The organism is Acetobacter vaccinii (assembly GCF_008365315.1).
Lineage (GTDB): Bacteria > Pseudomonadota > Alphaproteobacteria > Acetobacterales > Acetobacteraceae > Acetobacter > Acetobacter vaccinii.
The window spans coordinates 1,292,138-1,317,146 of record NZ_CP043506.1; the positions used below are offsets into that span (position 1 = coordinate 1,292,138).

Sequence of the window (25,009 nt, forward strand, 5' to 3'; positions counted from 1 at the left end):
GAAGCCTCTGGCACTGTGGTCAGGGAATTTTGCTGGTGGAAATGCGCCATGGCCGCGTGGCCCTGTTGTTGCGTTTGGAACTGTAGGGGGGGTGGTTAAGTCGGTGCAGCAGGTTGGACACCTCCAGCCTGCGTGTCAGCTCGGTCCAGACTTCGGCCGGGGGCAGGCCCTGCTGCGCCCAGATGTCCTCCAGCGCCAGCAGGAACAGAGCACTTTCCTCGGCAATGGCGGCATTCTGCCCCGCAATATAGGCGGCGGTGCAGTTCATGGCATGTTGCCCGGCCCGGCGGCTCAGGCGGGTAATATCGCGCCCTTCCGGCGGGGGTGCTGGTGTTGTGGCATCGGGGTGCTGGTGGTGCTGGTGGTGCTGTGGCCCTGGCCCGGTGGGGCCGCCTGTGTCCCCGGCTGGGGGCGGGGCGGAACCATGAGGGGGATGGACAGTCATCCCACCATCATGCGCGGTCTTGCCGGTCCAGGTCAATGTTGCGGTGTCAGATCGTAAAATACCGGGCATGCTTGTTCAGCACGACCAGGGCGGAGGTTGACTGCTCGGGGTGGAGCTGGTCGCCATCGGTCAGCGATACGCCAACCCGGTCGGCTTCCAGCAGTTTCAGGATCGGGGCCTGGTCTTCCAGCCGGGGGCAGGCCGGGTAGCCGAAGGAATAGCGCGACCCGCGATAGCCCTGCTGCAACAGTGTTTCCAGCTCCCGCGCATCTTCCCCCGCAAAGCCCAGTTCGGAGCGGATGCGCTTGTGGGTGTATTCGGCCATGGCTTCTGCCATTTCGACCGACAGGCCGTGCAGGTAGAGGTAGTCCTGGTAGCGGTTTTCCTCAAACCAGTCGCGCGCGATGTCAGAGGCTTTCTGCCCGACGGTTACAACCTGCAGGCCCACGACCCCACGCTCGGCCGCGCTGATGTCGGGCAGGAAGTCGGCAATACATTCCCCGTCCTCACGCGGCTGGCGGGGCAGGGTAAAGCGGGCGGCCTCGGTCGTGCCGTCGGTCTCAAACAGGATCAGGTCGTTGCCGTCGCCTGCGGCTTTCCAGTAGCCGTAGGACGCCCGGGGGCGCAGGATGCTGTCCTTGGCCGACAGGTCGAGCATGCGGCGCAGAATGGGCCGCAGTTCCTGCTTGGCCCAGACCAGGAAGTCATCCAGCGAGCGGCCCTGTTTGCGAAAGCCCCACTGGAACTGGTACAGCGCGCGCTCGTTCAGGAACGGCAGGACAGCCTCGGGCGTTGCCTCCAGCACACGCGGCCCCCAGAACGGAGGGGACAATGCGGGTTCGTCCGCGACCATCCGGGCACGGCGCGCACGGGCGGTTGCAGCGTCGATCGGGGCAAAGCCGCGGGTTTCGGCGGCTTCTGGCGCACGGGCGTTGCGGCGGGTGGCCTTGCCTTCGCGCCGTTTCTGGATGGCGCTCAGGTAGTCGTCAAACCGTGTGCTGGTAATCTGGTCCATCAGGGTCAGACCATCAAAGGCATCCCGCGCGTAGGCCACGCGCCCGGTGGGGGCGTAGGCGGTCACGCAGTCTTCCTCGACATAATTGCGGGTCAGGGCGGCACCCCCCAGCAGCACGGGGGTCTCCAGCCCCGCGCGGGCAATTTCCTCAAGGTTTTCACGCATGATCACGGTGGACTTCACCAGCAGGCCGGACATGCCGATGGCATCGGCGCGCTCGGTCCGTGCGGCCTCGATCATGTCCTGCACAGGCACCTTGATGCCCAGGTTGACCACCCGGTAGCCGTTGTTGGTCAGGATAATGTCTACAAGGTTTTTGCCGATGTCGTGCACATCGCCCTTGACGGTGGCCAGTACGATGGTGCCCCGGCTCTGCCCTTCGGCGCGTTCCATGTGGGGTTCCAGCCAGGCGACGGCGGCTTTCATGGTCTCGGCGGATTGCAGCACGAAGGGAAGCTGCATCTTGCCCGCGCCAAACAGTTCGCCCACCACCTTCATGCCGTCCAGCAGCACGGTGTTGATGATGTCGATGGGGGCCATGGTCTGCATGGCTTCCTCAAGGTCGGCTTCCAGCCCCTTGCGGTCCCCATCGACAATGCGGTCCTTCAGGCGTTCGGTCGCGGTTTCGGCGCGTTTGCGCGTGGCCGCCTGCGATGCCTTGCGGTCAGCGAACATGGCCAGCAGGGTCTGGAGCGGGTCATAGCCCTCGGCCCTGCGGTCGAAGATCAGGTCTTCCGCCACCTTGACTTCCTCGGGGGAGATCAGGTGCAGCGGGCGGATCTTGGACACATGCACAATGGCGGCTGTCATGCCTGCGCGCACGGCGTGGTCCAGATAGACCGAGTTCAGCACCGCGCGGGCGGCGGGGTTCAGCCCGAAGGAAATGTTGGACAGCCCCAGCACGATCTGGATATCGGGGAAGGCCTCGCGGATCAGGCGGATGCCCTCCAGCGTCCACAGGCCCAGCTTGCGGTCGTCCTCCGCGCCGGTAGCGATGGTAAAGGTCAGCGGATCAATCATCAGATCCGATTGGGGTAGGCCGTAGCGGTCGCAGGCAAATTCCACCAGACGGGTGGCAATGCGCAGCTTGTCTTCCGGCTTGCGGGCCATGCCTTCTTCATCAATGGTCAGGGCTACCATGGCCGCGCCAAAACGGCGGGCCAGGGTCATGCGGTCGGCGGCCGGGCCTTCTCCATCCTCAAAGTTGATGGAGTTGATGATGGGCTTGCCGCCATGCAGCTTCAGCGCGGCTTCGATGACCGGGGTTTCGGTCGAATCGATCACCAGCGGCGCATTGACGGAGGAGGTGAAGCGCTTGACCACCTCGTCCATTTCCGCGCGTTCGTCGCGGCCGACAAAGGCGGTGCAGATATCCAGCGCGTTCGAGCCTTCGCGCAGCTGGTCGCGGCCAAGGGCCACGCAGCCGTCCCAGTCGTGGCTTTCCTGCAGTTCGCGCCATTTTTTGGAGCCGTTGGCGTTGCAGCGTTCACCGATGGAGAAATAGGCGTTTTCCTGCCGCAGCGGTACCTGTGAATACAGGCTGGCGACAGAAGGCACCCAGACAGCGGTGCGCGGCACGGGGGCCGGGCGGTGGCGGCCTGAGGCCTCGGCCCGGCGGCGCAGCATGGCGTCCAGCGCGGCAATATGCGGGGTGGAGGTGCCACAGCACCCGCCGATCAGGTTGATGCCGTCTTCCTGGATAAAGCGCTCAACCCAGGTGGCCATGTCAGCCGGGCTCAGGGGATAATGGGTTTTGCCGTCCACCAGTTCGGGCAGGCCCGCGTTGGGCAGGACCGAGATCAGGCGCGGCCAGTTTTCCGACAGCCAGCGCACATGTTCGGACATTTCCTGCGGGCCTGTGGCGCAGTTCAGGCCGATCAGGTCGGCTTCCAGCGCGTGCACAACGGTTGCTGCGGCGGCAATGTCCGGACCGACCAGCAGTGTGCCGGTTGTTTCCACCGTGACCTGCACAAAAATGGGCATGGCAACGCCTGCCTCGGCCCGTGCGATCTTGACCCCGTTGACAGCCGCCTTGATCTGCAACGTGTCCTGGCAGGTTTCAATCAGGACAGCATCCACCCCGCCTTCAATCAGCCCGCGTGTCTGCTCGGCCAGGGCGGCTTCCAGCGTGTCGTAGTCGATGTTGCCCAGGGACGGCAGCTTGGTGCCCGGCCCGATGGAGCCCAGCACATAGCGGGCTCGGCCATCGGCAAAGCCATCGGCGGCCTCCCGCGCCAGAATGGCGGAGGCGCGGTTGATCTCCCGCGCGCGGTCCGTCAGCCCGAACTCCCCCAGCGTTATGGGGGAGGCCCCAAAGGTATTGGTTTCCACCATGTCCGCCCCGGCTTCGAAATAGCCGCGATGGATGTCACGGATCAGTTCGGGGCGTGACAGTGTCAGCACTTCGGTGCAGTTTTCCTGTCCCCAGTAATCACGCTGTATGTCCAGATCCAGCATCTGTATGCGTGAGCCCATCCCTCCATCACAGAGCAGGACCTGGTCACGCAGGGCATCAAGAAGCGGCAGACGAGAAGACATGGCGCAGAAAAACCACATAGTAGGGGAGGAAAAGCCCCGCCCGGAGCGGGCGGCAGCGGGGGATACCTTATTTCAGACCGTGGCCCCGCTGTCCACCAGTGCCGGGCCGCAGGGCGGGGCGGGGGCCGGGCGTTCTGGGCGTATTGTACTGGATATAGGGACCAGCGTGCCCGACAGCTCCACCCTGCGGCAGGCTGCGGCTGTTGTGTTTGCCGGGGTGGTGCCAACCCCAGACCAGCAGGCGGGCTGGGCTGCGGTGTGGCCATGGGCCAACCCTGCCGGGCCAGACGGGGCGGTGCATCCGGGCGGGTGTGTCTGCTGTGTGGGGCCGGGGGCCTGGGGCGGGTTGGACCGTTTTTTGCTGGTGCAGGCCCAAAATCAGGCGCGGGGCACAGGTGTTGCGTTCAGCCGTGTTGTGGTGGTCTGCCCGGCCCAGAGTGTTGAAAAATTACATAAAGCGTTGCAGGGCTCGGTTTTTTTATCGGTTTTTTACGTTTTTGGGTCATCAATACGAAAGGATGTTTCCTGAATATTTAACGAAATATCACCACTGCGGCAAAAACCACGGGCACCGCCACCGCCCCGCCGCAATGGCCCCGGACAGAAGGATCAGGCGTGGATAACAGGGATCATACGCCAGACCAGGGGGGGCCATCACCCAAGACCGCATCTGACCGGCCAGAGGGGGCTGCGGCCTCCATGCCCGGTTTTGCCCGCCTGAAAGCCGCTGCCGCTGCGGCCCGCTTCCATGGGCTTGACCCTGATTTGCAGGATTTTGTTGCCGACCCGACCGAGGCCGTGCCCTCCGCCGCCGCCCTTGCCCGCTGGCTGGACGACCAGGGGGCCGTGGCGCAGGGCATGGTGGTGCGCTGGCGGGCCTTGGTGCGTATGCGCGCAGCCCCCCCCATCGTGCTGCTGCTGCGTGACGGTGGGGCGGCGCTTATGGTCGGGGCCGACCCCGAGCGCGGCGTGGTCTGGCTGCGCGACCCGCTGGAGGACGACGCCGTAGCCCCCGTGCCGGTTGATGCCCTGCGGCTGGAACACCTCTGGGCGGGGGATATCCTGCTTGTCCGCCGCAGGCGTGACGAGACTGAGGCCGATGCCCCCATCACCATGCGCTGGCTTGCGCGGATGGTCCTGCGGGAAAAACATGCTCTGCGGGACATTGGCATTGCCTCCATGACCTTGAGCATGTTGCAGATCTTCCCGCCGCTGATTGTCATGCAGGTGATCGACCGGGTGGTGAATTACCGCTCCATGTCCACGCTGGTGTCCATTTCCGGGCTGATCATTATTTTCTCGTTCTACGAGGTGCTGCTCAGCTACGCCCGGCGCGAGTTGTCCATGGTGCTGACAACCCGGATCGATGCCCGGATCTCGCTCCATGTTTTCAGCCGCCTTCTGGCCTTGCCGCTGGAGTATTTTGAGCGCCAGCAGGCGGGCAATGTGCTGGGCCGTGTCATGGCCATTTACAAGGTGCGCGACTTTCTGACCGGGCGGTTGATGACAACCCTGCTCGACCTGTTCACGCTTGTTGTCATTCTGCCCTTCCTGTTTCTGCTCAGTCCCGCTCTGGCGTGGATGACACTGGCCGCGGCAGGCATGATCGGGCTTGTGGTGGTGGTGTCCATGGGGCCGGTGTCGCGGCTGATGGTGCGCCAGCTCAGCGCCGAGCGCGAACGCGGTGCCATGCTGTATGAAAGTGTGGCCGGGATCCGCACCATTAAAACCCTGGCGCTGGAACCTGTCCGCCGCCAGATGTGGGACGAGGCCACAGCCCGTGTCATCCGCTGGAAGCTCGATGTCGGCCGCCTGTCCAACTGGCCGCAGACACTGGCCATGCCGTTCGACCTGTTTATTACCCGCGGCATTATTCTGGTCGGGGCGTTCATGGCGCTGGAAAACCCGGCTTCGGTCGGGGTGGGGGCGCTGGTGGCCTTTATGATGCTGGGGGGCCGTGTTGCCGCCCCGCTGGTCGGCATGGCCCGCCTGCTTGATGACATGAACGAGGTTCTGGCCTCGTTGGGGGAGGCCGGGTCGGTGCTGAACCAGCCGACCGAAACCCGCGCCCTCACAACTGGCCTGCGGCCACGTATTATGGGCGGGCTGGTGTTTGAGGGCGTTACCTTCTCCTACCCCGGCGCATCCGCCCCGGCCTTGCGGGATGTCAGCTTCAGCGTGCCTGCGGGCACCATGCTGGGGCTTGTGGGGCGTAGCGGGTCGGGCAAATCCACCATCACACGGCTGTTGCAGGGGGTCAGCCGGTCCTACAGCGGCTACCTGCGGCTGGATGGCGTGGACCTGCGTGAAATCAATCTGACCCACTTGCGCCGCTCGCTCGGGGTGGTGTTGCAGGACAACTTCCTGTTTCGCGGCACCATCCGCGACAACATTACCGCCGGGCGACCGGGCCTGACGCTGGATGACGTGGTGCGCGCCGCCCGCCTGGCCGGGGCCGAGGAGTTTATAGAACGCCTGCCCGCAGGCTACGAAACCTTCATCGAGGAAGGCTCGACCAACATTTCAGGCGGGCAGCGCCAGCGGCTGGCCATTGCCCGCGCCGTCATAACCGACCCACGGGTGATGATCCTGGATGAAGCAACCTCCGCCCTCGACCCTGAGAGCGAGGCGGTGGTCAACGCCAATCTGGAGCGCATCAGCCAGGGGCGCACCATGGTCATTGTGTCGCACCGGCTGTCGTCCCTTGTGGGCTGTGATCTGATCTGCGTGATGGATCAGGGGCAGGTGGTCGATATTGCCCCCCATGCCGTGCTGCTGGAGCGCTGCGCCATCTACCGCACGTTGTGGCGGCAGCAGAACCGTCACATGTCCGACGGGCCAGAGTCCGGCCCGGCCAGCCTGCCTGTCAGCGGGGGCTAGGTCCATGCACATCGTCTATGCCGGGAGGGCCGCATGAGCGACGACCACGATCCCCCGCCCATGCCACCAGGCACAACCCCCTCCGGCCCGCCGGAGGATGACATGCTGGGCAGCCCCCCACTGCCCCGCGCGGGGGACGACCTGCACGCCCCGCCGGACATGCCGCTGGCGCTATTGGCCTTCCATTCCCCCACCACAGCTCTGGTCAACCTGCCGCCCATGGCATCGGCCCGGCATATTGTGTGGCTTGTGGGCGGGCTTATGGCGTTTTCGGTCGTGGGGATGACCGTTTTCCCCCTCAGCCGGGTGGTCACAACACAGGGCCGCATTGTCTCGCGCGAGCCTGCTCTGGTGGTGCAGTCGCTCGATACCGCCATTATCCGCTCCATTGATGTGCAACCCGGTGATGTGGTGCACAGGGGCGATGTACTGGCCCATCTGGACCCCACACAGGCCGGGGCGGATACCGATAACCTGAAAACCCAGTGCGACCAGTATCAGGCCGAGGTCAACCGTCTGGAGGCCGAGGCGCAGGGCCGCATTTACGCGGCAGACCCCGCAAATACCCAGAGCCTTCCGCAGGTGCAGGCGTTTATCCGCCGTGTGGCCGAGGACCGGGCCAGACTGAGCGAGTATGACAACAAGATCGCAAGCCTGCGGAGCGAGCTGCAAGGTTACGGGGCCAGCGCGGCCATGTATGCCGCGCGTGTGCGTGTCATGTCCGACGTGCTGGGCATGCGCCAGAAGTTGCAGCGCGAGCAGGTGGGCAGCCGCCTGTCCACTCTGGCGGCCCGGAATGACCTGATGGAGGTTGAGCGCACACAGGTGGCCTCCCGCCAGCAGGCCGCCGCCACCCAGGGCAAGCTGGAGGCTGAAACGCAGGGCAGGGAGAGCTATCTGCAAAACCACAAGGCCGAAATCTACCGTGACCTTGTGCTGGCCGAGCACAGGCTGTCCGAGGCCCAGGGTGAATACTCCAAGGCCCGCCTGCACCACGACATGGTGCTGCTGCACGCGGCGGAGGATGCGGTGGTGCTCAACATCGGCAAGGTGTCGCCCGGCGCGGTCGTCACCCCGGCCCAGACCATCATGACCCTGGTGCCTCTGGGCAAGGGGCTGGAGATCGAAACCGTGATGTCGGGGCGTGATGCCGGGTTTGTCAGGCTGGGGGACAAGGCGCTTATCAAGTTCATCAGCTTTCCCTACCAGCAGTATGGCGGGGCCGAGGCCACGGTGCGGACCATCAGTGCGGATTCCTTCGTGCCTGGCGGGGCGGGTGGCCCCACGGCGGATATGACCCCCGACAACGTGGGCACCGCCTATTACCGCGTCCGTCTGGGTATTACCCGCTACACCCTGCGCGGGGTGCCCTCCTTCTTCCAGCCGCAGCCGGGCATGCCTGTGACGGCGGATATCCACGTGGGGGAACGTACGATCATGCAGTATCTGCTCAACACCGTGGTGCCGCTGGTCGGCACTGGCATGCGCGAGCCCTAGGGCCGTGGGGGGGCTGGGCCAGTGGCTGTCGGCTACGCGTCTTTCTGCTCTGGGGCAGGGTACTGGTCAGTCACGCCTGTCGCGCAGGCTCGCGCGTATCCATGCCACCGCGCAGCATGACCCCTACGCAGCGTTTGCCGCGAGTGTAGAGCTGGCCCGCGCGGGTGAGGCCGAGGGCCAGCATCTGGTTGGTCAGGCGTATCTTGCGGGCAAGGGTGTGCCGCCAGACCTGACCGAGGGTGTGCGCTGGACCCGCCGCGCGGCGGAGGGAGGGTGTCGTGCGGCCATGATCACTCTGGCCGTGCTGTGCCTGCGCGGCATGCCCGATACCGTGGCGGAGGGGGCAGGCCCGCAGGTATTTGGCACAACCCCGCAGCCCGGCCCACCCGACCATGCCCGCGCCGCCCATTGGGCGGGGGAGGCCGCCGCCCTGGGTGATGCCGAGGCTCAGGCTCTGTACGGCTATGTTCTGTCCACAGCCCCGGCCCCTTTGCGTGATGGTACTCAGGCGCGGGAATGGTACGCCCGGGCGGCACAGGCCGGGTGCGCGCGCGGGCACCTTGGCATGGCTCTGGTCATGCTGGAGCAGGCGCAGACGCCGCAGGACTGGGCGGCAGCCGCCCAAAGCCTGCATGTGGCGGCCAGCGCCGGGCTGGGAACGGCGCTGTATCTGCTTGGGCAGTTGTATGAGCGCGGGACCGGTGTTGCCTGCGACATCGGGCGTGCCATCGGGTATTTTGCCGCCGCGGCGGAAAGAAACGTGCGCGAGGCTCAGGCCCGCTACGGTATGGCGCTGCTCAGTGGTTACGGCGTTGCGGCTGACCCGGCCCGGGGGCAGACATGGCTGCGCCGCGCGGCCTTGGCGGGTGATGCTGAAGCCGCCGCCGTCTTGGGTGACCTGTGCGGGCGTGGGCTGGATATGGCCCCCAATTATGCCGAGGCCGTGGCTTGGTACCGTCTGGCGTCCGGCCTTGGGCATGCCGCTGCCAGCCGCACATTGGGGCGCATCTATCTGGCGGGTGTGGGTGTGCCTGCTGACAGGGCAGAGGCAGGTCACTGGTTTGGTGTAGCCGCCCGGCAGGGTGATACGGTGGCCGCGGCCGAACTGGGGGCGCTGCTGGTAGCCGGGGTGGTGCCGCGTGAGGAAGGCGGCGGCCTGATGGATGTTTTTCGCAAGGCGGCGCAGGGGCAGGACATGCTGGCCATGTTCAACCTTGGGGTGGGGCTGGCCCATGGGCTGGAGGGAGACCAGAACATACAGGCCGCAACCCATTGGCTGAAAACAGCGGCCAGCAAGGTTGTCAACGCCCAGTACTGGTATGGCCGCATGGTGCTGACAGGCTGCGGCATGCCCGCCAACCCGGAGCAGGGCCGCGCCTGGATTGCTCTGGCTGCCGGGGCAGGCATGGTTGAGGCCATGGTGGAGTATGCCCACCTGCTTGTGGCGGGTGTGGGTGGGCCGCGCCATCACCCGCAGGCGCTGGCATTATACAGGCGCGCGGCGGAGGAAGGATCGGTCGCGGCCATGTTTTCCGTCGGGGCCATGCTGGGGGGTGGCCACGCGGTGGAAGAGGATAGACCCGCCGCACGGAGCTGGTTTGACCGTGCCGCCCAGCAGGGCCATGCGCTGGCGCAGCTTATGCTGGCCCGCTATCTGGCCCAGGGTCTGGGGGGCGGGGTCGATCTGGCAGGGGCGCGGCAGTGGTATCAGCAGGCCAGCGCGCAGGGTGTGGGCGAGGCCAGCGCCGAACTGGCACAGCTTGGCAGCGTATAGGCCATGGGGGCGTCCGCTGTGGGCGGGCGTGTGCGCACCGCATTTCTAACCCCGAGGGAACATAGGGTATTGGCCCGGCGGGCCAGCACACAGGCCCAGCATGCATTTGCCCAGGGGCTGGCTGCGTGGGAGCAGGGCCACGCAGCTCTGGCGTGGGACTGGCTGGAGCGCGCGGCCCGCCTTGCACCAGAGAGCGCACAGGTGTTGTTCCCCCTTGCCATGGCACAGCAGGCTGTGGGCCTGCCAGACCGCGCCATAACCACACTGCAAACCTTGCTGGCCCGCTATGATGTGCGCGAGGGCTGGCTGCTTCTGGCCTCCCTGTGTCTGGCGCAGGACAGGGCGCAGGGAGGGGGCGGCCCCTTGCTGCGCCGTGCGGTAGCGGCCGTGGGGCACCTGCTGTCGTCCTATGCCTGTCGGGCTGATAGCGCGGCCCTTGCAGCAGCGGTTGCCCAGGCAGCGGGGCTTGGCCCCTGGTGTGGGCTGCTGCCCTCGGGCCAGCTTGTAATGGGCGGGGGCGTGCTGGCTCCTGTCCTGCGGGTGGGGGGGCGTTCAGTTCCTGCGTTGGCGCAGGGCGGGGCGTGGTTCTGGCCGGGTATGGGGGAGGGGCTTCATGCCGCAGCACCCCCCCGGCATGGTGCGGTGTGGTCGCAGGGGCAGGCGGTTTTTCCGCCCTCTGGCCTGTTTCCAGCCCGTATGAGCCAGTGCGAGGGTCTGGTCTGGCGCACACGTCACGGGCTACGGGGCTGGGCCTGGTTTCCGTATGATCCAGCCCGCCTGCCAGTGCTGCGGGTGTTGGATGCCCAGAGTGGGGTGCTCTTGCAAAGCTGCACGGCAACGGCGGTGTACAGCAGGGGGGCGGTGGACAGACCTCTGGCCTGCTACCGGGGTTTTGCTGTGTCCTGCACGGGTTTACAGGCGCGACAGATCCGTGTTGTCGGCCCGGGTGGCCGCGACCTTGCGGGTAGCCCACTGCGTCTTGAGCCTCTCCCTTTGTTAAAGGGGGTTACAGCACACCACCCGACACCTGCGGATGGCCCCCACCAACAAGGTGGGGAAGGCGCGGCGATCCCTGGGACAAAAGCGTCGGCTGGCTCTTCTAAGGAGGCCGTGCCACTGGTGCCCACTGGCGCAGTATGTTCCTGCCAGCAGGATGGAGAGGTTGCGGCTGGAGACAGAGCAGCGGGAGCTTCCTCTCAGGGAACTGGGCCGCCGGTGCCCGCCGGTGCAGCGTGTTTCAACCCGCAGGGTGGAGAGGCTACGAGTGTAGCGCAATTGGTCGAGGGGTATTCTGGGGCATCGTCCCGGCCCTGGACGCCTCCAGAAGCCACGCCCCCACCGCAGGATGTACCTGCTACTGCCCCTCTGGCGGTGGTTGTGCCGGTTTATGCGGGCTATGCTCCCACTCTGGCCTGTCTGTCAGCCCTGCGGGATACGCTGGCAGATGTGCCGGAGGGCGTGCGCGTGGTGGTGGTGGATGATGCCATGCCTGACAGGCGTCTGGCGCGGGCGGTGGCGCGGCTGTGCGCGCAGGCCGGGTTTACCCTGCTGCACCACAGCGCCAATACGGGCTTTCCGGCGGCGGTCAACACCGGACTGCGGTTTCTGGCCGGGCATGATGTGATTGTTCTGAACGCGGATACGCTGGTGGCCGGGCCATGGGTGCAGGAACTGCGCAAGGTTGCTTACGCCACAGCGGATACCGGCACGGTCACGCCACTGTCGAATGCTGCGGGCATTGTGTCTTACCCCACACCAACCAGCCCTGCCCCCATGCCTGACAGCCCTGCCGTGGCCCGGCTGATGCAGGTGGCGCAGGCGGCCAATGCGGGCTGTGCTGTGGACCTGCCCTCGGCCTGTGGGTTTTGCATGTTCCTGCGCCACGATTGCCTGGCTGCAACAGGGCTATTGCGCGAGGATGTGTTTGCCAAAGGCTATGGTGAAGAAAACGATTTTTCTCAAAGAGCCAGTGCCGCCGGGTGGCGGCATGTCGCGGCAGTGGGGGCATTTGTCGCCCATGTGGGTGGGGTGTCCTTTGGCACGGCGGGGGATGTGCTGTGCCAGCATAACCAGAGTGTGCTGGCATACCTCCACCCTGGTTATCAGGCCCATGTTGCCCGCTGGATGGCGGCCGACCCGCTGCATGCGGCCCGCAGGCGGATGGATATTGTGCGCTTTTGCGCTGACAGGCTCGCTGGTCGCCCCCCTCGCGCTGTGCTGTTGCTGACGCATGATACCGGGGGTGGTGTGGCGCGTGTTGTTGCCCGCCGGGTGGCCTATTGGCGCGGGCAGGGTGTGCGGCCACTGGTGTTGCGCGCTACCGCACATGGCAGCGTGCTGGGGGAGGAGGCAACGCAAACGGCCTACCCCAACCTGCGTTTTTCTGGTGCTGCTGACATGCGCCTGCTTGAGCGCCTGCTCCGGGCGGAGGGTGTGTGCCATGTGGAGGTGCATTACCCCGAGGGTCATCCCCCCGCAGTTATCAACCTGCCAGCGCGGCTTGACTGCCCGTATGATGTGTATGTGCATGACCATCTCTGGCTATGCCAGCGTGTGACCCTGCTGGGAGCGGACGGGCATTATTGTGGGGAACCGGGGCCACAGGCCTGCGGCCCCTGTCTGGAGCGTCTTGGGCGCAGGGTTGCGGGGCGTCAGGCGGTTGGTACGTATCTGCGTCGGTCCTGGGCGGTGCTGGCACATGCCCGGCGGGTGGTTGTTCCCTGTCCGGAGGGAGCCGCCCGGCTACGCCGTCACTGGCAGGCTTACCAGCCTGGGGGCGGAGCATTCCCCTTGCGGATACACATACGTGCTTTTGAAAATGATCGTCTGATCAAAAAGAATTTTCAGAGACTTCAAAAAATAAAGCCCGCAATGGCAACCGTGCCGGGGCGTGGCGTTCTGGCGGGCGGTCGTGGCCGGGTGCGGGTGTGTGTGGTCGGGGCCATAGGGCCGGATAAAGGGTATGATCGTGTTCTGGCCGCAGCGCAGGACGCCGCACGGCGGGACCTGCCGCTGGAGTTCGTGCTGGTGGGCCACACTCCGGATGATGAAACATTGATGCAGACAGGGCGTGTTTACGTGACCGGGCCTTTTGCAGCGTCTGAGGGGCAGGCCCTTGTGCGGGCCATGCAGGCTGATATTGGCCTGCTGCCCTCGGTCTGGCCCGAGACATGGTGCTTTGCCTTGGGAGATATGTGGCGGGCGGGCCTGCGGGTTGTGGCGTTTGACCTTGGTGCGCCAGCATGGCGGATCCGTGCGACAGGGCTTGGTGACGTGCTGCCGCTGACGGCTGGCGCTGAAGAGCTTAACAATATGTTGGTAAGTTCTGCTTTTATTAAGAAATAAAAGGCGTTTACAGAGTATTTAATGGGCAACTGTTTACCTTCATTTCGACTTTCTATGTTCTACAGGAAGAATGTCGCCCGATATGATGGAAAGCAGACCCTATGTCCCCAACAGCCCAGCAGCGCATTACAGACTTGCAGGTTTCAGGCTATCTGATGACCCTGCACAACGGTCTGTTCTGTATCATGCAGGCGTCGGAACAGCAGCGGGTGGATGCATCCGGCCTGCCGGGGGTGCGTGTTGCCCTTGCCCCGCGCACGGCCGCCGGTGCTGCGGATATTCTCAGTTTTGACCCCGGCGGCTGGCTGGACGGTGCCGATGGGGCCGCTCTGGTGCGGGTGTGTCAGGGGCCAGTGCAGTTGATGGTCACGTTGTATCAGGCCCCCGGTGGCACGGGGGAAATGCCCCGCCTGAGGGTCATCCGCCTGGGGGAGGACACCCCGGCAGCACCCCCCGCAGCTCTGGCTCCGCCCCCCCTGCCAGCCGCCCGGGTGGGCGACAGGGTGGCAGAGGGTGCGGGTGTTCAGGTGGATGTGAGTGCTCATATCCAGTGCGTGGGGGATGTTGTGGCGGGTGCGGGCCAGTGGGTGGGCACGCCGGGGAGTCAGGCCTGGATCGAAGGGTTTGGCATTGCGCCACAGGCCGGGCTGTCGGGGGATGATATTGAATATCAGGCCGTGCTGGGCAAAGGCTGGCAGTCTCCCTGGGTTGATGGGGGGGAGTATTGTGGCAGTCGCGGCATGGCCCTGCCGGTGCTGGGCCTGTGTGTGCGCCTGAAAGGGCAGGCTGCTCAGGCATGGACCTGCCGGGTGAGTGCCAGCTTTATGGATGGCACGCGCCTTGGCCCGGTTGAGGGCGGGCAGGTGCTGGAAGCCGAAAGCCTTGCCCCGCTGGAGGCGTTCCGTGTGGAGTTTCTGCCCGTGGTTGCCCCAACTCCGGCGCTGCCGCCCCCAGTTGAGGGGCAGGCCGATGGGCAGGCCGTGCCGCCGCGTGGTAAAAAGACATCCCGCCGCACGGGGGCTGCCCGTGGTCGCCCCCGTGCGGCCCCGGCGCTGCCTGCCAGTGCCGCGCAGGATCTGGCCCTGCTGCTGGACGACAAAGCTGTAGCCCCCCAAAAAACCACGGCCTCGAGCAAGCCGGTCAGGCGGGCGCGGGCAACCCCTCCAACCCCGTCAGCCAGTACGCCGCGTGCCCGTGCGGGACGGGGCCGCAAACCTGCTGGCTGACAGCGTGGGGTAGGCATATCGGTTTTTTCATAGCGTGGGCCATCCGGTTTGTGGATGGACGGAAATTTGAAATATCTTTTTATACACCAGCATTTTCCCGGTCAGTATCTCCATATTGTAAGACATCTTGTGCGCGCTGGCGGGAATGAGATCGTTTTTATCAGCGAGGATAATCCCAATGTCGTGCAGGGTGTGCGGCGTGTCATTTACCGTATTCCGCATTGTGCGTTTGACGGTGGGCATATGGCCACGCGCGATCTTGACCATGGCATGGTGCGTGCGGCCGAGGTTGAGCGGACGGCCCGTACCATCCGCCGTCTGGGTTTTGAGCCTGATATTATTATCGGCCACCATGGGTGGGGAGAACTCCTGAATATTCAGGACGTTTTTCCAGATGTTCCTGTCCTTGGGTATTTTGAATTTTTCTATCACAGCACACCGGGGTTTGACGCTCATTTTGACCCTGAGTTCCCCCTGCGGCAGGAGCTCTCGCCCCTGATCCGGGCCAAAAACGCCATCAACCTGCTGGCTCTGGCGGCTCCCGGCCATGGGCAGACCCCCACGCTGTTTCAGAAAAACACGTATCCTGCCTGCTTTACCGATAAAATTTCAGTCCTGCGGGAAGGGGTGGACCTGGACCAGTGCCGCCCCGACCCTGCGGCTGCGGGCCGGGTGTTCCGGCTGGGGGATATCCACATTACGCCGGGGCAGAAGCTTGTGACCTATGTGGCGCGGGACCTGGAGCCTTATCGGGGTTTTCATGTGTTCATGCGCGCACTGGTGCCGCTGCTGGCCGAGCGGGCAGATATTCAGGTTGTGCTGGTGGGGGGCGACAGTGTCAGCTACGGCGCAGCACTGGCCGCAGGCACATGGCGGCAGGCCATGCTGGCCGAGCTGGAGGGCAAGCTGGACCTGTCGCGCATCCATTTTGCAGGCAAGGTAGCGTATGAGGATTTTGTGCGCCTGCTCCAGCGCTCTGATGTGCATGTGTATCTGACCTATCCGTTTGTGGCGTCCTGGTCCTTGCGGGAGGCCATGGCCATGGGCTGCGCCATTGTGGGCAGTGCGACCGCCCCGGTGGAGGAGTTTCTGACCAACGGACGCACGGCGCGGCTTGTGCCATTTCTGGACCCGCAGGCCATTGCGCGGGGGGTGTTGGAACTGCTGTCCAACACGCGGCTGGCTACCCGCCTGCGCCGTGCGGTGCGCGCCCAGGCAGAGAGTAGACTGTGCCTGCATGCCTATCTGGCGGAGTATGAAGCCCTGATCACCCAGCTTGTCGGGGCCAGAGCCGCCCCTGCCGCGCGGCCTGCCCGCCTGCGGGCGGCACCCCGACGGCGCGTGCTGTCCTGACACCTGCGTGCTAGGGTCACTGCTCCGTCCGCACACTCTGTATCAGGGCCGTCTTTTAGCCACCCCACGCGCGCTGGCATTGACGTGCCATACGGGAAGTGAAAGATGACGGGCAAAGACAGCCCGCTCCGGCCGCCGTCTGGGCCGGGGGTGTGCCGCCAGCCGGGCTGGTGGTCAGGGTGGTCTTAACTTCTCCAGCCAGCAGACTATGGAGGCCTTGCGTGTTTGACGGCCATCTTTCCTCCTTTTCGGGTCGGGCGCGGGCATGGACAGACAGCCTGTTTGTGGACCATGCGATTTTCCGCCTGATCTGGACCAATTTCCATGCTGTCATCCCCGGCAAGGTCTATCGCTGTAACCACCCGACTCCGGCCCGCCTGCGCCGTGCGGCGCGGGTGTTGGGGTTACGCACATTGGTGAACCTGCGGGGCCACAGGCGCTGCGGGTCGGATGCCCTGTCACGCCAGGCGGCCGAACAGGCCGGGCTTGTGCATGTGGATATGGCGTTTGAAAGCCGTGGCGCCCCCCACCGGGACCGTATTTTGCGGTTTGCCGGACTTTATCAGGACATGGCGTTTCCCATGCTCATGCACTGCAAGTCGGGGGCCGACAGGGCGGGGCTGGCATCGGCACTTGTTGTCATGTTTGAGGGTGGTAACACCCGGCAGGCCCTACAGCAGTTGTCCTGGCGGTATGGGCATTTCAATACATCGCGCACCGGTATTCTGGACGCGTTTTTCCTGCGTTATCAGGCCGAGGCGGAAGGGCGGCTGCCTTTTCTGCGCTGGGTGGAAACGGAGTATGATGAAGTCCGCCTGAAGCAGGATTTTGTGGCTGGCAAACTGGCGTCCTTCATGACCGATCAGGTGTTGCGGCGGGAGTAAGGACGGATATGAGCGCGCCTAACAGGCCTGCGGGCGGCCCGCCCACAGTGCCCCTGCTGCCGTTGTGTATTGCCATTGGGTCGTGGGCCAGTGCGTACCCGCTGATCAGGCTTGCCCTAGTTTATCTGTCCCCCGTACCGCTTGCGGCTGTGCGCTATGCGGTGGCGGCGCTGTTTTTGGTGCCCTGGCTTGTAGCCACACGTGCTGCCCTGCCCAAGGGGGCGGATATTCCGCGCTTTCTGCTGTGCGGCGGGGTGGGTATTGCGCTGTACAACTTCCTGCTGAACACGGGTGAACGTACGGTGTCCGCCGGGGCGGCCAGCCTGTTGATCAACATTGCGCCGTTTCTGGCCGCTATTGTTGCAGTGCTGTTCATGGGGGAGAGCCTGACCCTGCTGGGCTGGGTTGGCTCTGTCATCAGCTTTGCCGGGGTGGTGCTGATCGGCAGCGGCCAGCCGGGTGGGTTTTCCTTTGGGTCGGGGGCAACCTATGTGCTGGGTGGAGCGGTCTGCTCGGCGGTGTATTACTTGCTGCAAAAACCGCTGATCCTGCGCTACGGCGCGTTGCCCACAACTGCGTGGAACCTGCTGGCTGGCGCACTGGTGCTGCTGCCGTGGCTGCCACAGGGCATGGGGCAGTTGCACGGGCAGGGCGCTTATCCGTGGGTTTTGGTGGCTATTCTCAGCCTTGTGCCCGCCATTGCAGGGTATGCCGCCTGGGCCAAGGTGGTGGGGCGTGTGGGGGTTGCGGCCTCGTCAGGCTTTTTATACCTGCTGGCCCCGACAACACTGGTGCTGGCGTTTTTTATGACGGCGGAAGTGCCCAGCCTGACAACGCTGCTTGGTGGTGCGGTGGTGATGGGTGGTGTGGCGCTGATGCAGCTTTATGGCCGCCCCAGCCCCACACCTTTGCCCCTGCCAGACGGCGAGGGCTAATAAAAAACCGCCGGAAACCCAAGGGCTCCCGGCGGCTGTGGCCTGCACCGTATGTGGTGGCAGGTCAGATCGGCACAGTTCTTTCCAGCGTGGCGCTGATGGCTGTCAGACCCGGCAGAACCTTGCCTTCCAGCCATTCCAGAAACGCCCCGCCTGCGGTCGAGACATAGGTCATGTCATGCAGCACGCCTGCGTGGCGCAGGGCGGCGACAGTGTCCCCCCCACCGGCAATGGTCTTGAGCGTGCCAGCCTTGGTCAGGCGTGCGGCTTCCTGGGCGACGGTGTTTGTACCGTTGTCAAAAGGCGGCAGTTCAAACACACCCAGCGGGCCGTTCCAGACCAGGGTTTTCAGCCCCGCCAGCTTGCTGTTCAGCAGTGCGACGGTTTCCGGCCCGGCATCCAGCGCCATCCAGCCATCGGGAATGGCCGTAACGGGCACAACCTGTGTCGGGGCACCGGCAATCAGTTCTTCCGCGATCACAACGTCAATGGGCAGCACCAGGTCGCAGTTGCGCGACTTGGCCAGGTCCATGATCTTGCGGGCGGTGTCGAACATTTCCTCTTCTTTAAGAGACTTGCCGACCGAAAGCCCCTGCGCTGCCAGGAAGGTGTTGGCCATGGCACCGCCAATGGCCAGCACGTTCACCTTGGCCAGCATGTTCTCCAGCAGTTCGAGCTTGGTGGAGATCTTGGCGCCACCCACAATGGCCCCAACGGGGCGCTCGGGGTTTTCCAGCGCTGCGAACAGGGCCTGGAGTTCGGCTTCCATCAGGCGGCCACCGAAGGAGGGCAGATGCCCCGCAACCCCGGCGGTGGAGGCATGGGCGCGGTGCGCGGCCGAGAACGCGTCGTTCACGTACACATCACCCAGACGTGCCAGGGCGGAGGACATGTCCTGGCAGTTTGTTTCCTCACCGGGCTGGAAACGCGTGTTTTCCAGCAGCAGCACTTCGCCATCCTTCAGGGTCCGGGTTGCGGCCTCGGCTTCCTCGCCCACGCAGTCGTGCACGAAGTTGACCGGGCGGCCCAGCGCTGTGGCCAGTGCCGCGGCAATGGGCTGTAGCGACATGTCGGGCACAACCTTGCCCTTGGGGCGGTCAAAATGGCTGAGCAGGACCACACGGCCCCCCTTGTCAGCCAGTTCGCGGATTGTGGGTACAATCCGCTCGATCCGCGTCTGGTCACCGACCTGCCCGTCCTTCATGGGCACGTTCAGGTCCACACGGACCAGAACGCGCTTGCCCTTGGGGTCGAGCGTGTCGAGCGTTGCAAAAGGCAGGGTGTTGGCCATTACAGCGCTCCGAACAGGGCAGCCGTGTCAGACATACGGTTGGAGAAGCCCCATTCGTTGTCATACCAGGAGCACACGCGCACCAGCTTGCCGCCATCGACCAGCGCGGTCTGGGTGGCGTCGAAGGTGGAGGAGGCAATGGCGTGGTTGAAGTCGGAGCTGACCAGCGGGGCATCGCAATAGGCCAGAGCGTTCTTCATGGTGCCTGCGTCAACCACGGCCTTGATGGCGTCGTTCACTTCGGCAACGCTGCCGGGGATGGTGCGGGGCACGAAGTCGAGCGACACAACCGACACATTGGCCGTGGGCACACGAATGGCCGTGCCATCCAGCTTGCCTTTAAGCTGCGGCAGCACCAGGCCAACCGCACGGGCCGCACCGGTGGAGGTCGGGATCATGTTCAGCCCGGCGGCGCGGGCGCGGCGCAGGTCCTTGTGCAGGGTGTCCACGGTGCGCTGGTCACCGGTGTAGGAATGGATGGTCACCATGTAGCCGCGTTCGATGCCGAACGTGTCTTCCAGCACCTTGGCAATCGGGGCCAGGCAGTTGGTGGTGCACGATGCGTTGGAAATGACCGTCATGTCCGATGTCAGGACGGATTCGTTCACGCCGTACACAATGGTTGCATCAACATCGGTCGCGGGGGCGGACACAATGACCTTGCGCGCGCCAGCGGCCAGCAGCAGGGCGGCCTTGTCGCGGGAGGTGAACAGGCCCGTGCATTCCATGGCCACGTCAATGCCCTGGAAAGGCACCTTGGAGGGGTCACGCTCGGCGGAAACCGTGATCGGGTCCCAGGTGCGGCCATTGGCGGAAATGATCAGCTTGTTGCCTTCAACGCGCACATCGGCGGGCAGACGACCATGGATGCTGTCGTAGCTGAGCAGATGGGCGTTGTCTTCCACGCTGCCCAGGTCGTTAATGGCCACCGGCACGACATCCGTCCGCCCGCTTTCGATAATGCCACGCAGAACAAGGCGGCCGATGCGTCCGAAGCCGTTAATCGCGATTTTGACTGCCATGGTGTCTCTTCTCCGTTCCGTGATTTTCTTATTGCTTGCAGATGGGTCCCGCCCTTGGGGTCAGGTCAGAACCGGCGCATGCACGGGTATTGCCTCATTGCCGCCGGACGCGGCAAGGTGGTTTATAACCCTGCTACAGATTGCCCCGGTCGTAATGCCAAAGCGTTCATACACCGCGCTGGCGGGGGCGGAAACGCCAAAATCATCCATGCCGATGAAAATTCCGTTGGGTCCAAGCCAGCGTTCCCACCCAAAACCGCTGGCGGCTTCAATCCCCACCCGCAGCCCGGTTTCGCCCAGTACAGCGGTGCGGTAGGCCTCGGGCTGGGTGGCAAAAACCTCCCAGCAGGGCAGGGCCGCCACGGCGGTGCGGATGCCTGTTTCCTCCAGTGCGCGGGCAGCGGCCAGCGCAATGGTGACCTCCGGGCCGGAACTGACCAGCGTGACCTGCCGCTGCGGCCCGCCATGCAGCAGGTAGCCGCCATGGGTGGCCGAGCCAAACCGGCCGGGGGGCGGTGTGGGGGTGTCGGGCGTGTCATGCGGGCATAGCACCAGCAGGGCGGGGCCGTTCCAGCGTAGCGCGGCCTGCCAGCAGGCAAAGGTTTCCTCCGCACAGCCGGGGCGGAAAACTGCCAGGTTGGGCATGGCGCGCAGGCTGGCAAGCTGTTCCACCGGCTGCCAGCCGCCGCCGTTGCCGCTTAGGGCCAGCCCGTCGTCTGTGAGCAGGTACAGGACCTTGCGGCGCATGAGTGCGGTCATGCGCAGGGCTGCGCGCATGCGGTCTATGGTAATCATGCCCGCCACGGCGCAGGGCAGCAGCCCGCCATGCAGGGCCATGCCGTTGAGCATGCCCGCCATACCGTGCTCCTGCAGGCCGCAGGGCCAGTCGGGCTGGTCCGCATGGGCGGGGGCCGAGCGTGCGCCGGATGTAGCTGTCAGCACGGTCAGTTCGGGCCGGGTGGCTGCCAGTGCCGCCAGACCGGCCATGGCCGCCTGTTGGGAGGAATGGGTGGGCTGGTGTTGCAGGGTCTGCCGCCACAGGCGCAGCCAGTCCTCGGCCAGCAGGGGCGGGGGCGCGCCTGAACATTCGCGCTCAAAACTGTAGCGGCCCCTGTGGCGGGCCAGCCGCCGCAACCATGACCGCCGGACCGAAGCCCCGCGCCGGGCGGTGGGGCTCCATGGGCCTGTCAGTTCCTCCTCCGGTGGGGCGGCTGTGGGGTGGGGGGTGTCTTCGGGCAGGAACGCCACAAGCGTGGGCTTTCTGGCGCGCAGGGTGGCTGTCAGGGCGGTGGTAATGGCGGCCAGATTACCCGCCCCCACACTGCGGACACTCCAGCCCGATGCGCTGAAGCGGGCGAGAGAATCTGCAAATTCGGCCGGGTCTGTCGTGGGGGCGGGGCTGACAAGGACGGCCAGCCGGTTCAGCCCAAAACGCCCTGCAAGCTGGGCGGCCTCCAGCGCAACACCGGTTTGCAGGTCGGTGTCGCGCGCCAGCACCCAGGTGCGGTGGTTGACCAGCGATCGCCCATGCCGGGTGGCCATGACCTGCTCGGCCAGGGCCATGCCCGCAGCTGCGGCAATGCCCTGCCCTGCGGGGCCGGGTGCTATTTCCACCGCCGGGTGCTGCCCGTAGCCCAGCGTCTGCGGGGGTGGTGTGGGCGCGCTCAGGTGCAGCATGGCGTGCAGCAGCGGCAGCATGGAGGCCGAGGGCACAACAAAACGGTCCCGGTCGGGCCAGTCCGGTGTGGCAGGGTCGTAGCGGAGCAGGCGGCTCCATAATGTGACCACGGGCAGGCAGAGTGTCTGCAATTCGGGCAGCAGCGCGTGCTCGCCCATGTGGTGCTGGGCCAGAAACAGCCGCGCTGCACTGTCCAGCCGCAGGATCAGACTGTCCTGCGGGGCCGGGGCGGGCAGGGTCGCGGGGGGTGTGGTGGGGAATGCGGCCATGGTCTGCCTGTGCGCTGTCTCCGGGCCTGTGGTGGGGGAATACTCGTAGTATTCAGGGCGGACAGGGCATTTTTATGGCTGAACAGACAGTTTTACCAGCGCCTTGCCAGTGCAGTGGGGCAGGGCACTGGCCAAAAAGTAGCCTGTGCGGTGTGTCATGCCGTGTTGTGAACCCGTGGGCAGTCGGGCTGGGGGAAGGGACACGTTAAACCAGAGGGCGGTGCCTACAGGCAAGGGGTGTGGGGCTGATGGGCCGTGTGCGTAACGTTTTGTCATGGCAGGGCTGGTCTGACGGGGCTTGCATGCACGGGCCGGGAGCGCGAAAGAGAGAAAAAGGGTGCGTGCCCGCGTGGCCCGGTTCTCCACGCCTGACTGTAAGGAATTGCCTGCCGATGCTGTCTGTCTTTCGTGCCCTTGGGGGGCGTGTCATGCAGGGGGGGCCATCCCTGCGTGTTGGCCTGTCGGCCTGCCTGCTGGTGGCGGTTACGGGCTGCAAGCTGGTAGACCAGCGGACGTTTGACGCCAACGCGGGCAAAGCACCCCAGCCCTATATTCCCCCGCCCCCCCCGGCACCGCCCGGCCCGCCGCCGGTGCCACCGCTGGTCACGCTGGTGGCAGGCACCCCCCAGGCCCAGTGGCAGGGGCCGGTGGACCGGGTGGTGCACCTGGCACTGGCGCGCAAGCCCGGCGTGCTGTTTGTTGTCAAATGTCTGGTGCCCCAGGGGACGGATGTGGACACCGAGCAGGCCGCCCTTGTGCGGCTGGTGCAGGGTGATGGCCGGGCGGTCATGCAGGCGATCATCAACGCCGGTGCGCCCGAAACGCAGGTGGAAATGTCGGCCATGCCGGATTCGACCGTGACGGCGCCGGTCGTGCGGGTGTATGTGCGTTAGGGACGGTTACGGACGTCAAAACACAAAACGATGACAACGACACGACAGGCCAGACGGCCGACGGGTAACGCCATGCCCCGACCGGTTCTGACAGGGAGCGAGGAGAGACCTAGCGTGGGAGCGATCAAGAACGCACGCCATCCTTTCTACGAGCATTGTGAAGACACGCTCGACCGTATCAGGCAGCAGGGGCGTTACCGGACATTTACCCCACTTGCGCGCCAGGCCGAGCGGTTTCCTTTATACGAGGAAGAATACCCCGGCCTGCCCGAAGGGCGTGAGGTCATAGTCTGGTCCACCAATGACTATCTGGGCATGGGGGTTGTGCCCGAAGTGCAGGATGCGGCCATAGCCGCCATCCGCGACCATGGGGCCGGGGCCGGGGGCACACGCAATATTGCAGGCCACAGCCCGCTGCACGCCCGGCTGGAGGCCGAACTGGCCGCCCTGCATGGTAAGGAAGCAGGACTGCTGTTTATTTCGGGCTATGTGTCCAACCAGGCCAGCCTGCAAACCATTCTGTCCTCCATGCCGGGGTGGATCTGTTTTTCCGACAGGCTCAACCACGCCTCCATGATTGCGGGCATCAAGGGGGCCAAGGGGTCCAGCACGGTCATTTTTGAGCATAATGATCTGGCTGATCTTGAGGCCAAGCTGGCGGCCGCCCCGGTCGATGCCCCCAAGATGATTGCGTTTGAGAGCGTGTATTCCATGGATGGGGATGTCTCGGACATCGGGGCCATCTGCGCGCTTGCCCGCAAATACGGGGCGCTGACCTATCTGGACGAGGTCCATGCCGTGGGCCTGTACGGGCAGGAAGGTGGCGGCGTGTCACAGCGTGATGGCGTGGCCGACCAGGTGGATATTATCGAAGGCACGCTGGCCAAGGGCTTTGGTGTGCATGGCGGTTACGTGACGGCCTCGGCGGAGATTATTGACTTCCTGCGCTCCACGGCGTCGGGCTTTATCTTTACCACTTCGCTGCCGCCGTCGGTGGTCGGGGCGGCGCTGGTGAGTGTGCGCAAGGTGCGTGCCGAGAACTGGCGGCGTGAGGCATTGTTTGAACGGGTTGCCACCTTCCGCCAGCGGCTGCGGGCGGCGGGTGTGCCGTTTACCATGACGGACAGCCACATTGTGCCCATTCCCGTGGGGGATGCCGAACGCTGCAAGCGTATCAGCCGCCGCCTGCTGAACGAGTTCGGGCATTATGCAACCCCCATCAACTACCCCACCGTGCCTGAAGGGACCGAGCGCCTGCGCCTGACCCCCGGCCCCTTCCACACGGATGAGATGATGGACGACATGGTGCGCGCTCTGGCCACCCTGCTGCGGGCGGAAGGGCTTATGCCCACGCGTGAGGTCGCGCAGCAACTGGCCTGACAGGGCCAAGGTCTGGCAGTCTGTGGCCCGGTGCGGTGGCGTTAAAAGCCACAGGCACCGGGCCATTACGCCAGTTTGAACCGCCAGACCGGGTGACCGTGCTGGCGCAGTCACCCCACAGACAGGGCGTTGCCGCGGTCCTGCTGCACAACGGGGCGGATGGCAAAGTTGCTCTGTATGCGCACGACACCGGGCATACGCGACAGTTCTTCCTTATGAATCCGCTCGTAATCCTGCATGTCGCGGGCTTCTACCCGCAGCAGGTAGTCGGCGTCCCCTGTCATCAGGTAACATTCGCGCACATCAGGACATTCCCGAATACGGCTTTCAAACCGGCGCTGACATTCCTCTGTCTGGCGTTCAAGCGTGATCTGCACAATCACGGTTGCCATCGGGGTGGCGGCGGGGCGGGCGACAATGGCCTGATACCCCCGGATAACGCCTTCTTCCTCCAGTTTGCGGACACGGCGCAGGCAGGTCGAGGGCGAAAGCCCGATCCGCTCGGCCAGGTCGGCGTTGCTCAGTCGTCCGTCGTGGCGCAGGTGGCGTAAAATGGCCTGTGTGATACGATCTGACATGATCTG

At 64.9% G+C, this 25,009-nt stretch carries 17 protein-coding genes; 11 read left to right on the plus strand and 6 right to left on the minus strand.

What is annotated here, in order from left to right; genetic code table 11:
- Positions 1-19 precede the first annotated feature (19 nt).
- Positions 20-445: a phosphoribosyl-ATP pyrophosphatase gene (locus FLP30_RS05770; protein ID WP_168200051.1), complete on the minus strand. Its 426-nt coding sequence runs from the start codon at positions 443-445 to the stop codon at positions 20-22.
- 46 nt (positions 446-491) lie between these two features.
- Entirely contained in the window at positions 492-3,998 is a 3,507-nt protein-coding gene (gene metH, locus FLP30_RS05775) for a methionine synthase (RefSeq protein WP_149278977.1), read from the minus strand.
- On the opposite strand from metH, the gene FLP30_RS05780 reads away from it, so the two are divergent.
- The 9 genes from FLP30_RS05780 to FLP30_RS05820 all read left to right on the plus strand — a co-directional run bounded on the left by FLP30_RS05780 (position 3,997) and on the right by FLP30_RS05820 (position 17,892).
- Entirely contained in the window at positions 3,997-4,527 is a 531-nt protein-coding gene (locus tag FLP30_RS05780) for a hypothetical protein (protein WP_149278978.1), read from the plus strand. The genes metH and FLP30_RS05780 overlap by 2 nt on opposite strands.
- Before the next feature lie 86 nt (positions 4,528-4,613).
- A complete protein-coding gene (locus FLP30_RS05785) occupies positions 4,614-6,878 on the plus strand; it encodes a peptidase domain-containing ABC transporter (RefSeq protein ID WP_246856606.1) in 2,265 nt (754 codons plus the stop codon).
- A gap of 33 nt (positions 6,879-6,911) precedes the next feature.
- Complete coding sequence (locus tag FLP30_RS05790; RefSeq protein ID WP_246856607.1) at positions 6,912-8,375, plus strand: HlyD family type I secretion periplasmic adaptor subunit; 1,464 nt, start codon at positions 6,912-6,914, stop codon at positions 8,373-8,375.
- Positions 8,376-8,379: 4 nt separating this feature from the next.
- Positions 8,380-10,149: a tetratricopeptide repeat protein gene (locus FLP30_RS05795; protein WP_149278979.1), complete on the plus strand. Its 1,770-nt coding sequence runs from the start codon at positions 8,380-8,382 to the stop codon at positions 10,147-10,149.
- A gap of 3 nt (positions 10,150-10,152) precedes the next feature.
- Positions 10,153-13,494, plus strand: a complete 3,342-nt coding sequence (locus FLP30_RS05800; RefSeq protein ID WP_149278980.1) for a glycosyltransferase — start codon at positions 10,153-10,155, stop codon at positions 13,492-13,494.
- Between the two features lie 101 nt (positions 13,495-13,595).
- Positions 13,596-14,720, plus strand: coding sequence for a hypothetical protein (locus FLP30_RS05805; RefSeq protein WP_149278981.1), 1,125 nt, complete (start codon positions 13,596-13,598; stop codon positions 14,718-14,720).
- Between the two features lie 66 nt (positions 14,721-14,786).
- Positions 14,787-16,073, plus strand: coding sequence for a glycosyltransferase family 4 protein (locus tag FLP30_RS05810; RefSeq protein WP_149278982.1), 1,287 nt, complete (start codon positions 14,787-14,789; stop codon positions 16,071-16,073).
- A 221-nt stretch (positions 16,074-16,294) separates the two neighbouring features.
- Positions 16,295-16,957, plus strand: coding sequence for a tyrosine-protein phosphatase (locus FLP30_RS05815; RefSeq protein ID WP_149278983.1), 663 nt, complete (start codon positions 16,295-16,297; stop codon positions 16,955-16,957).
- A gap of 8 nt (positions 16,958-16,965) precedes the next feature.
- The gene (locus FLP30_RS05820) at positions 16,966-17,892 is read left to right on the plus strand and encodes a DMT family transporter (protein WP_149278984.1); all 927 of its coding nucleotides are present in this window, start codon (positions 16,966-16,968) and stop codon (positions 17,890-17,892) included.
- 64 nt (positions 17,893-17,956) lie between these two features.
- Here the strand turns inward: FLP30_RS05820 and FLP30_RS05825 are convergent, their stop codons facing one another.
- The 3 genes from FLP30_RS05825 to FLP30_RS05835 are packed head-to-tail and all read right to left on the minus strand — an operon-like array spanning position 17,957 to position 22,152.
- Positions 17,957-19,183, minus strand: a complete 1,227-nt coding sequence (locus tag FLP30_RS05825) for a phosphoglycerate kinase (RefSeq protein ID WP_149278985.1) — start codon at positions 19,181-19,183, stop codon at positions 17,957-17,959.
- A complete protein-coding gene (gene gap / locus FLP30_RS05830) occupies positions 19,183-20,205 on the minus strand; it encodes a type I glyceraldehyde-3-phosphate dehydrogenase (protein WP_149278986.1) in 1,023 nt (340 codons plus the stop codon). The genes FLP30_RS05825 and gap overlap by 1 nt, the downstream gene beginning before the upstream one ends.
- Before the next feature lie 60 nt (positions 20,206-20,265).
- Positions 20,266-22,152, minus strand: coding sequence for a transketolase-like TK C-terminal-containing protein (locus FLP30_RS05835; RefSeq protein WP_149278987.1), 1,887 nt, complete (start codon positions 22,150-22,152; stop codon positions 20,266-20,268).
- A gap of 392 nt (positions 22,153-22,544) precedes the next feature.
- On the opposite strand from FLP30_RS05835, the gene FLP30_RS05840 reads away from it, so the two are divergent.
- Both FLP30_RS05840 and hemA read left to right on the plus strand, forming a co-directional pair.
- On the plus strand, positions 22,545-23,045 hold the full coding sequence (locus FLP30_RS05840) for a hypothetical protein (protein WP_149278988.1): 501 nt from the start codon (positions 22,545-22,547) through the stop codon (positions 23,043-23,045).
- Between the two features lie 72 nt (positions 23,046-23,117).
- Positions 23,118-24,425 carry a 5-aminolevulinate synthase gene (gene hemA / locus FLP30_RS05845; protein ID WP_149280245.1) on the plus strand — a complete coding sequence of 436 codons (1,308 nt, stop codon included), beginning with the start codon at positions 23,118-23,120 and terminating at the stop codon, positions 24,423-24,425.
- A gap of 110 nt (positions 24,426-24,535) precedes the next feature.
- On the opposite strand, the gene FLP30_RS05850 is transcribed toward hemA, so the two are convergent.
- Positions 24,536-25,003, minus strand: coding sequence for an Lrp/AsnC family transcriptional regulator (locus FLP30_RS05850; protein ID WP_149278989.1), 468 nt, complete (start codon positions 25,001-25,003; stop codon positions 24,536-24,538).
- Between the last annotated feature and the right edge of the window lie 6 nt (positions 25,004-25,009).

Bases quoted from the DNA above. Each gene is read 5' to 3' on its own strand.
- FLP30_RS05835 (WP_149278987.1), bottom strand. From the start codon at position 22,152: ATGGCCGCATTCCCCACCACACCCCCCGCGACCCTGCCCGCCCCGGCC.
- FLP30_RS05800 (WP_149278980.1), top strand. From the start codon at position 10,153: ATGGGGGCGTCCGCTGTGGGCGGGCGTGTGCGCACCGCATTTCTAACC.
- FLP30_RS05790 (WP_246856607.1), top strand. From the start codon at position 6,912: ATGAGCGACGACCACGATCCCCCGCCCATGCCACCAGGCACAACCCCC.
- FLP30_RS05840 (WP_149278988.1), top strand. From the start codon at position 22,545: ATGCTGTCTGTCTTTCGTGCCCTTGGGGGGCGTGTCATGCAGGGGGGG.
- FLP30_RS05780 (WP_149278978.1), top strand. From the start codon at position 3,997: ATGGCGCAGAAAAACCACATAGTAGGGGAGGAAAAGCCCCGCCCGGAG.
- FLP30_RS05825 (WP_149278985.1), bottom strand. From the start codon at position 19,183: ATGGCCAACACCCTGCCTTTTGCAACGCTCGACACGCTCGACCCCAAG.
- FLP30_RS05850 (WP_149278989.1), bottom strand. From the start codon at position 25,003: ATGTCAGATCGTATCACACAGGCCATTTTACGCCACCTGCGCCACGAC.
- FLP30_RS05820 (WP_149278984.1), top strand. From the start codon at position 16,966: ATGAGCGCGCCTAACAGGCCTGCGGGCGGCCCGCCCACAGTGCCCCTG.
- metH (WP_149278977.1), bottom strand. From the start codon at position 3,998: ATGTCTTCTCGTCTGCCGCTTCTTGATGCCCTGCGTGACCAGGTCCTG.
- hemA (WP_149280245.1), top strand. From the start codon at position 23,118: ATGCCCCGACCGGTTCTGACAGGGAGCGAGGAGAGACCTAGCGTGGGA.
- FLP30_RS05805 (WP_149278981.1), top strand. From the start codon at position 13,596: ATGTCCCCAACAGCCCAGCAGCGCATTACAGACTTGCAGGTTTCAGGC.
- gap (WP_149278986.1), bottom strand. From the start codon at position 20,205: ATGGCAGTCAAAATCGCGATTAACGGCTTCGGACGCATCGGCCGCCTT.
- FLP30_RS05770 (WP_168200051.1), bottom strand. From the start codon at position 445: ATGACTGTCCATCCCCCTCATGGTTCCGCCCCGCCCCCAGCCGGGGAC.